Genomic DNA, 3,222 nt, shown 5'->3' on the forward strand with positions numbered 1-3,222 from the left:
CCTCCGCACCCACCGGCCCCCCGACCGAGGCGGCCTCAGGCGGGCCCCCGTTCGAGGCGGCCTCAGGCGGGCCCCCGTTCGAGGCGGCCTCAGGCGGGCCCCCGTTCGAGGCGGCCTCAGGCGGGCCTCCGACCGAGGCGGCCTCAGGCGGGCCCCCGACCGAGGCGGCCCCGGGCTGGGAGTCGGGCGTTGGAGCGGCGGCTCTGGGTGGCGACCAGGGCCAGGGGTCGAGTTCGAGCGGACCGGCCACGAACGCCCAGAGCGTCAGGCCGCCGACCGCCGCGCCGATCAGCGACGGCAGCGCGGCAGCGGCAGCGGCGTCGGCCCGGGTCAGTGCCGCCCCCGCGCCGAGGGCGGCGAACGCCGCGACGCCGGCCAGGCCGATCATCAGCCGGCGGGTGGCCAGCACCCCCAGCAGGGCGGCGAAGCCGCCGAGCAGCAGCGCCGTCCCGACCAGCAGGGCGATCTTGTCGTACCTGCCGAACAGCGCGATGCCGAACCGCTTGACCGGTTCGGGAACGGTGTCCACGACCAGTCCGCCGACCGCGACGAGTGGGGAGGACCGGGGGCCGGTCAACGCGGCCACCAGCTCAGCGGTGCCGACGGCCGCAGCGGCAGCGGCGACACCGGCAAGGGCGGCGTATCGGGGTGTCGTACTGCTCACCGCCTCAGTGTTTCCGACGCGAGGGCTGCTGCGGTAGCCGCGTCAGCGTTCCGTAATCTGCGCGCCTGGCCGGTCCATGGGGTGAGCAGGAACGTGGGGCGCACCGTCAGCGACGGTACGCCCCACGTTTTGCCGTACGGCAGGGTCAGAAACCCGGGCCGTGCTGGTGGCTGTGCCCGTGGCCACCGTGCGAGTGGCCGTGCCCACCGGCGGCGGCCTCCGGCTCGGCCGGCTTGTCCACCACGAGGCTCTCGGTGGTCAGTAGCAGACCGGCGATGGACGCGGCGTTGGTGACCGCGTTGCGGGTCACCTTGACCGGGTCGATGATGCCGCTGCCGACCAGGTCGACGTAGTCGCCGATGGCGGCGTCGAGGCCGTGGCCCCACTGGCTGCCGGCGACCTTCTGCACCACCACGTAGCCGTCGTGGCCGGCGTTCTGGGCGATCCAGCGCAGCGGCTCGACAAGTGCCTTACGCACGATCGAGACGCCGACCTTCTCGTCGCCGGTGAAGCCGAGGTCGTCGTCGAGCACCGGCAGGATCTGCGCCAGGGCGGCACCGCCGCCAGGCACCGTACCCTCCTCGACCGCGGCCTTGGTCGCGGCGATGGCGTCCTCGATGCGGTGCTTGCGCTCCTTCATCTCGACCTCGGTGGCCGCGCCGACCTTGACCACCGCGATGCCACCGGAGAGCTTGGCCAGCCGCTCGGCGAGCTTCTCCCGGTCCCACTCGGAGTCCGAAGCCTCGATCTCCTTGCGGATCTGGGCGACCCGGTCGGCGACCTCGCTGGCCTGCCCGCCACCGTCGACGATTGTGGTGTTCTCCTTGTCGACCACGATGCGCCGGGCGGTGCCCAGCACCTCCAGGCCGACCTGGTCGAGCTTGTAGCCCAGCTCGGGGGCGACCAGCTCGGCACCGGTGAGGATCGCCATGTCCTGGAGCATCGCCTTGCGGCGGTCACCGAAGCCGGGGGCCTTGACCGCGCAGACCTTGAGGGTCTTGCGGATCGAGTTGACCACGAGCGTGGACAGCGCCTGGCCCTCGACGTCCTCGGCGATGATCAACAGCGGCTTGCTGTTCTGGAGAACCTTCTCCAGCAGCGGCAGCAGCTCCTCGATCGCCGAGATCTTCTGCGTGGTGATCAGGATGTACGCGTCCTCCAGGACGGCCTCCTGCCCCTCCGCGTCGGTGACGAAGTTCGGCGAGATGAAGCCCTTGTCGAACTGGAGGCCCTCGGTGACGTCCAGCTCGGTGTGCAGGGCGGAGCCCTCCTCGACGGTGATCACACCGTCGCGGCCGACCCGCTCCATCGCCTCGGCGATCAGCTCACCGATGGTGGCGTCCTGCGCCGAGATCGTCGCGACGTGCGCGACCGACTTCTTGTCGGAGACCTCGACGGCCTTGCCGAGCAGCGCCTCGGAGACCTTGGCGGCGGCGGCGTCGACGCCCCGCTTGAGGCCGGCCGGGTTGGCACCCGCGGTCACGTTGCGCAGGCCCTCGCGCACCATCGCCTGGGCCAACACGGTCGCGGTGGTGGTCCCGTCGCCGGCGACGTCGTTGGTCTTGGTCGCCACCTCCTTGACCAGCTGAGCGCCGAGGTTCTCGTACGGGTTGGTGAGCTCGATCTCCTTGGCGATGGTCACGCCATCGTTGGTGATCGTGGGCGCACCGAATTTCTTGTCCAGGACGACGTTGCGCCCGCGCGGCCCGAGGGTGACCTTGACCGCGTTCGCGAGCGCGTTGACACCATGCTCCAGCTGGTGCCGGGCGTCGTCCGAGAAGCTCAGGATCTTCGCCATGAATGTCCCTTCGAAGCGACGTTGCCCCGGCCCGGCGAGCCGGACCGGGGCAACGACACTGATCGGTTGCTTACTTCTCGATGACCGCGAGGACGTCGCGGGCGGAGAGCACCAGGTACTCCTCGCCGGCGTACTTCACCTCGGTGCCGCCGTACTTCGAGTAGAGGACGGTGTCGCCGACGGAGACGTCGATCGGCACGCGGTTGCCCTTGTCGTCGATCCGGCCCGGGCCGACAGCGAGGACGGTGCCCTCCTGCGGCTTCTCCTTGGCGGTGTCGGGAATCACGATGCCCGACGCCGTGGTGGTCTCAGCCTCGTTCGCCTGGACCACGATGCGGTCCTCGAGCGGCTTGATCGCAACCTTGGTCGCGGTAGTCACGGGCATACCCTCCTGGGGTACTTGGTTTCGTTGCCGATCGGCATGCCGACCGGCGTCAATCTGCCACATGCCACCGGGCGGGGCCGTCGTCGCGGGTGCCGGTCCGCCTGGCGTTCAACACCCGGACACCAGGGCCCGAGCGTTGGCACCCTCAGGGTGAGAGTGCTAATCGCAGGTTATTCCTCGGCTAGCACTCCGTCAAGGAGAGTGCCAACGCAACCGCTCTCGTGTCGCCACTGCCACCGCCTTCCGCCGACCACCGCCGACAGGTCCGGGCTTGATCGACTCCGTTCCGCCGCAACGGCGGTGACCACGAGGGATGGACACCGCCATTGCGGCGATCTGGTGTTGATCAAGCGCCGGCCCGGGGGCGGGTGAGGT

Annotated in this window: 2 protein-coding genes and 1 pseudogene; all 3 read right to left on the minus strand. The window is 70.3% G+C overall.

From position 1 onward, the window contains the following. Positions 1-664 (minus strand): annotated as a pseudogene (locus tag C1I93_RS29820) (molybdopterin-binding oxidoreductase); the annotation flags it as partial. Between the two features lie 145 nt (positions 665-809). Next, positions 810-2,462, minus strand: coding sequence for a chaperonin GroEL (gene groL / locus C1I93_RS29825; protein ID WP_111246578.1), 1,653 nt, complete (start codon positions 2,460-2,462; stop codon positions 810-812). Positions 2,463-2,532: 70 nt separating this feature from the next. After that, positions 2,533-2,841: a co-chaperone GroES gene (groES, locus tag C1I93_RS29830; protein WP_498070723.1), complete on the minus strand. Its 309-nt coding sequence runs from the start codon at positions 2,839-2,841 to the stop codon at positions 2,533-2,535. Positions 2,842-3,222: the final 381 nt, after the last annotated feature.

The organism is Micromonospora endophytica (genome assembly GCF_003236305.1).
Classification (GTDB): domain Bacteria; phylum Actinomycetota; class Actinomycetes; order Mycobacteriales; family Micromonosporaceae; genus Micromonospora; species Micromonospora endophytica.

Excerpts from the sequence above, each read along its gene's own strand:
- groL (WP_111246578.1), bottom strand. The coding sequence starts at position 2,462 with ATGGCGAAGATCCTGAGCTTCTCGGACGACGCCCGGCACCAGCTGGAG.